We start from the raw sequence: 4,927 nt of genomic DNA, 5'->3' as shown, positions 1-4,927 counted from the left end.
TTTTTAAGTTTCATTAAAAATTTATTAAAATAATAACTACTTTTAAACTTTTAATGTCATAATAGTAGTATATAAATCTATTAAAGGAGTAGAAATTATGAAAGGTTTAACAGAGAAAACAGTGTTGTTTTTAGCAATTATGGCTCTTATGCTTAACGCCTGTGTTAAGATTGAGATAAGAGATGACAACAGAAGCAGTGAAAAAGTTACTAGCTTAGAGACTAGTGATATTCAAAGAGATGAAGTTCACAACACTGTTCCCACATATGGTGAACATACTGCAGATATTGAAAAACTCCTAGCGGTCACTCCAATAGGTAGCGAAATATCTTTAGAAGAGACGGAAGATGGGGAATTGCGTCTTAGAATTGAGAAGATATTTACTGCGGGTAATAGTCAGGATGAGACTCTAACAGAAGAGATAATGTTAGAGGAGAATCCTTATCAAGGAGAGATAGATAGCTCACTTTATGGTGAGACTATTACTATCTAAATTAGACTCTTGTAGAGACAAGGCATGCCTTGTCTCTACTTCAAAATAAATGAAATTTAGGCATGATAATTAGGCGACTCTTTGGTAATCGTCACATCATGTACATGACTCTCTTTGAGTCCTGCCGAAGTAATCTCCACAAACTCAGCCTTTTTCCAAAAGACCTCAATCGACTCAGAACCACAATACCCCATAGAGCTTCGCAGACCTCCAAGCATCTGATGAATAACATGCGAAATCTTACCTCTATAAGGCACACGCCCCTCAATCCCTTCAGGAACCAGTTTTTCAGTAGCCGTCCCCTCTTGGAAATATCTATCTGTACTACCTTTGCTCATCGCACCGATACTTCCCATGCCACGATACTCTTTGAACTGTCTTCCATTAAAAAGAATCGTCTCACCAGGAGCCTCGTGTGTTCCTGCCAAAGCAGAACCCAACATCACAGAACTTGCCCCCACGGCTAGAGCTTTTGCAATATCTCCAGAGTATTTGATACCACCATCAGCAATCACAGGAACACCTAGAGGATTGGCAACCTGTGCCACCTCATCAATAGCTGATAGTTGTGGAACACCAACTCCTGCAACAATTCTAGTTGTACAGATGGAACCTGGACCAATTCCTACTTTTAGAGCATCAGCACCAGCATCTATCAAATCTTTTGCTGCCTTATCCGAGGCAATATTTCCTGCAATCACATCTATATCAAGATTTGCTTTTATCACTTTAAGTGTATCAATTATCCCCTGAGAGTGACCATGAGCAGAGTCAAGCACCAAAACATCAACACCTGCTTCAACCAACGCTCTAGCACGGTCTAGTTGCCCTACTCCAATCGCCGCCCCTACTCTAAGTCGTCCATGCTCATCTTTATTTGCATTTGGGAACTGCTCTCTTTTCTCAATATCTTTAATAGTAATTAACCCTTGAAGTATATCATTTTCATCTGTAATTGGAAGCTTCTCTATCTTATGCTTTTGCAATATTTTAGAGGCCTCATCAAGTGTTGTTCCAGCTTCTGCTGTAACCAATGGTGCTTTGGTCATTACATCTTCTATCCCTGCTGACATATCAGTAATAAAACGCATATCACGATTGGTGATAATTCCAAGAAGTTTCATATTTTTATCTACCACAGGAACACCAGAAATCTTATACTCACTCATCAAAGCATCAGCATCAGCTACTGTTTTATCTGGAGAGATATAAATAGGGTCAATAATAATTCCACTCTCTGACTTTTTAACCTTATTAACCTGCTTTGCCTGTGTCTCTATATCCATATTTTTATGAATAATCCCAATCCCACCAAGATGAGCCATCGCAATTGCTGTCTTGTACTCTGTTACGGTATCCATAGCAGCCGATACCAAGGGGGAGTTGAGTGTTACCCGTTTGGTTAAATTGCTTTTAAGACAAACCTCTTTTGGCAATACGGTTGAGTGCTGTGGAACCAACAGCAAATCTTCAAATGTAAACGCTTTTTTCTTAATATTCATATATTCTCCCTACAGATTAATAACTTGTTCAAGACTCAAAGCCCCATCAAACAGAGCCTGTTCATCAAACGCTTTTCCAATGAGTTGAAGCCCAATAGGCATTCCGTCACCATCTTTACCAACAGGTACAGAAATAGCAGGAAGCCCAGCTAAATTAATAGCGATGGTATACATATCACTCTTATACATCTCTAATGGGTCATGAAATGAGCCAATCTTTGGAGCAACTGTAGGAGCTACAGGAGACAAAATCAAATCTGCCTCTTCAAATATTTCATTGAACTCATCACGAATCAGATGTCTAACCTTTTGAGCTTTGAGATAATAAGCATCATAATATCCCGATGAGAGTACAAAGTTACCAAGCAAAATTCGTCTCTTGACCTCATCACCAAATAGGTCACGAGTATTGGTAAAAGTCTCTGCCAAGTTCCCACCCTCTTGACGATTACCATAACGAATACCATCATACCGAGCCAAGTTTGTTGTCGCCTCTGCTGTTGCTACTATATAATAGGTAGCAATATCATATTTGGTATTTGCCATATTTCCATGGATAATAGTATGTCCTGCTTTTTTAAGAGCTTTTATCGTATCAGCATAAGCATTCTGAATATCCTCACTTGCCTCTGCCACATAGTTGTCTATCACAGCGATAGTCAATTTTCTATCAGCGTTTAAATTATCAACAATACTCTCAATTGGCAAATCAGAACTAGTAGAATCCTTCTCATCATGTGAAACAAGAGCATCATACAAGATAGCTGCATCTTCTACAGTCTGAGTAATAGGTCCAATCTGGTCAAGTGAAGAGGCATAAGAGGCTAACCCAAAACGACTCACACGCCCATAAGTAGGCTTCATCCCCACACACCCACAATAGGCAGCAGGTTGACGAATCGACCCCCCTGTATCTGACCCCAAAGCTGCTATAGCCATCCCACCTGCTACAGCAGCGGCACTTCCACCAGAACTTCCCCCAGGTACTCTATCTTCACCATGAGGATTACGAGTCACCCCATAAAACGAACTCTCCGTAGTAGACCCCATAGCAAACTCATCCATATTTGCTCGACCAAATGCAGAGAAGCCTTTGGCTTTTAGATTTTCGATAACGGTTGCATTGTAAGGGGCAACATACCCTTGAAGAATCTCTGAGCCACTTGTCACTGCCCAATCTTTTACTTGGATATTATCTTTGATAAGAATCGGAACACCCTCACCTGCTGACTCAAAACCAACATAAGCGTTAAGCCCACTCTTTCTGGCTTTCGCTTCCATCTCTACTTTAAGTGCATCTAGCTCTTCTTGACTCTTTGTTAATGCTTCTTTTAATGTAATCACTATCTTTTCCTAGATATAAAAATTGCGTGATTATAGCCAAAAGTTGATTTGGGTATTATTTTTGATGCAATATTTAGAAACTTATGATAAAATTAAAAAAAAATAGGAAATATATTGTGGAAATAAAAACAAAAGAGATTATAGAGGCTACAATAGAAGAGCAGAGTGAAAACCTACTGGCTGTACAACCAGAAGAGCAGAGTCAACTAGAGAAGGCTCTAAGCGAACTAAACTTTGAGGATAGGAACTCTATTATCTATTTTGGAGCATCGGCACAAGAGGAGCTTGATGATATTTCAAATCGTATGATTGATGGGGTTAAGAACAAAGATACAGGGGCTGTTGGTGCGGTGCTTAATGAGATGGTTGCTTCCATCAAAGGTTTTGATATTGATGAGATTAATCCAAATAGGAGTCTCCCTTGGTATCAAAAGCTATTTGGGGCGACTAAACCTTTGGCAAAATTTATACAGGGGTATGAAGAGGTTCGTGACCAGATTGATGTGATTTCTCATAGCTTGGAGGAGCATAAATCGACTCTAATGACCGATGTTGTCTCGCTAGATAAGCTATATGAGGCGAATCTTGACTACTTTAGAAAGCTAGAGCTATATATTGAGGCTGGGGAGATAAAGAAAAAAGAGTTGGCTGATGATATTGTTCCAAAGTATGAGGAGAAGACAAAAGATGGAGAGATGATGTCTATCCAAGAGCTTAAAGAGGTAAGAGCATTTGCTGATGATTTGGAGCGAAGAGTTCATGATTTGAGACTATCTCGGCAGGTTGCTATGCAGTCACTACCTAGTATTAGACTTATCCAAGAGAATGACAAATCATTGATTAATAAAATATCATCTACGCTTGTAAACACTGTTCCGTTGTGGAGAAATCAACTAGCTCAAACTGTTACTATTTTTAGAAGTCATGAATCTGCTAAAGCTCTCAAAAATGCGACTGACCTAACCAATGAACTGTTGGAGAGAAATGCAGAGGGGCTTAGAGATGCTAACCAAGAGATTAGAACACAGATGGAGAGAGGGGTGTTTGATATAGAGAGTATCAAGATTGCAAACACTACACTTATAGAGACTCTAAATGACTCTCTTAGGATTGCAGATGAGGGTAAAGAGGCTCGTGTTGAGGCTCTTGTGGAGCTAGAGAAGACAGAGAGAGAGCTAAAAGAGGCACTTTTGGCTACTAAATCAAAGATGGCGTTATCAGCAGATAAGACAGTAGAAGATTTAAACAAAGGATAGGTTATGGGACTTTTTGATTGGATGATGGGTCAGTTTATTGATGTTATTGAGTGGACAGATGATTCGCAAGATACCATGGTTTATCGGTTTGACAGAGAAGACCATGAGATAAAATATGGTGCAAAACTGACTGTCCGTGAGTCACAAGTGGCTATTTTTGTAAATGAAGGGGTTATTGCCGATGTGCTAAAGCCTGGAATTTATGAGTTAGAGACAAATAACCTGCCGATTATAACCTCACTACAACATTGGGATCACGCTTTTAACTCACCATTTAAAGCAGAGGTATATTTTTTGAACACCAAAAGATTTACAAACTTGAAATGGGGAAC

At 39.4% G+C, this 4,927-nt stretch carries 5 protein-coding genes; 3 read left to right on the top strand and 2 right to left on the bottom strand.

What is annotated here, in order from left to right; genetic code table 11:
• Positions 1 to 97: 97 nt before the first annotated feature.
• Complete coding sequence (locus tag GSY74_RS08910; protein ID WP_164664756.1) at positions 98 to 493, top strand: hypothetical protein; 396 nt, start codon at positions 98 to 100, stop codon at positions 491 to 493.
• A 56-nt stretch (positions 494 to 549) separates the two neighbouring features.
• On the opposite strand, the gene guaB is transcribed toward GSY74_RS08910, so the two are convergent.
• Together guaB and gatA are read right to left on the bottom strand one after the other, a co-directional pair.
• Complete coding sequence (gene guaB / locus GSY74_RS08905; RefSeq protein ID WP_164664755.1) at positions 550 to 1,995, bottom strand: IMP dehydrogenase; 1,446 nt, start codon at positions 1,993 to 1,995, stop codon at positions 550 to 552.
• 9 nt (positions 1,996 to 2,004) lie between these two features.
• Positions 2,005 to 3,339 carry an Asp-tRNA(Asn)/Glu-tRNA(Gln) amidotransferase subunit GatA gene (gene gatA / locus GSY74_RS08900; protein WP_164664754.1) on the bottom strand — a complete coding sequence of 445 codons (1,335 nt, stop codon included), beginning with the start codon at positions 3,337 to 3,339 and terminating at the stop codon, positions 2,005 to 2,007.
• Between the two features lie 116 nt (positions 3,340 to 3,455).
• On the opposite strand from gatA, the gene GSY74_RS08895 reads away from it, so the two are divergent.
• Together GSY74_RS08895 and GSY74_RS08890 are read left to right on the top strand one after the other, a co-directional pair.
• On the top strand, positions 3,456 to 4,595 hold the full coding sequence (locus GSY74_RS08895) for a toxic anion resistance protein (protein WP_164664753.1): 1,140 nt from the start codon (positions 3,456 to 3,458) through the stop codon (positions 4,593 to 4,595).
• 3 nt (positions 4,596 to 4,598) lie between these two features.
• The coding region (locus tag GSY74_RS08890) for an SPFH domain-containing protein (RefSeq protein ID WP_188108709.1) at positions 4,599 to 4,927 on the top strand (329 nt) is incomplete at its 3' end.

Source organism: Sulfurovum sp. bin170 (genome assembly GCF_010892395.1).
Taxonomy (GTDB): Bacteria; Campylobacterota; Campylobacteria; order Campylobacterales; family Sulfurovaceae; genus UBA1140.
The sequence above is the reverse complement of the archived record's forward strand: the minus strand, read 5'-3'. Positions and strand labels throughout refer to the sequence as shown.

Coding starts and splice junctions, on each gene's coding strand:
- GSY74_RS08910 (WP_164664756.1), top strand. CDS start 98: ATGAAAGGTTTAACAGAGAAAACAGTGTTGTTTTTAGCAATTATGGCT.
- guaB (WP_164664755.1), bottom strand. CDS start 1,995: ATGAATATTAAGAAAAAAGCGTTTACATTTGAAGATTTGCTGTTGGTT.